Source organism: Corynebacterium sp. HMSC067D03 (assembly GCF_001811185.1).
Taxonomy (GTDB): Bacteria; Actinomycetota; Actinomycetes; order Mycobacteriales; family Mycobacteriaceae; genus Corynebacterium; species Corynebacterium coyleae.
Genome location: NZ_KV803799.1, coordinates 1 through 377, shown reverse-complemented (window position 1 = coordinate 377; position 377 = coordinate 1). Strand labels below are relative to the sequence as shown.

At 58.9% G+C, this 377-nt stretch carries 1 rRNA gene; it reads left to right on the top strand.

The window, feature by feature from the left end:
* Positions 1-377 (top strand): 16S ribosomal RNA (locus tag HMPREF2785_RS03100); the annotation flags it as partial.

Below are 377 nucleotides of genomic sequence, written 5' to 3'. Positions count from 1 at the left end.
GTGGAAAGTTTTTTCGGTGTGGGATGAGCTCGCGGCCTATCAGCTTGTTGGTGGGGTAATGGCCTACCAAGGCGTCGACGGGTAGCCGGCCTGAGAGGGTGTACGGCCACATTGGGACTGAGATACGGCCCAGACTCCTACGGGAGGCAGCAGTGGGGAATATTGCACAATGGGCGCAAGCCTGATGCAGCGACGCCGCGTGGGGGATGACGGCCTTCGGGTTGTAAACTCCTTTCGCTAGGGACGAAGCGCAAGTGACGGTACCTAGAGAAGAAGCACCGGCTAACTACGTGCCAGCAGCCGCGGTAATACGTAGGGTGCGAGCGTTGTCCGGAATTACTGGGCGTAAAGAGCTCGTAGGTGGTTTGTCGCGTCGT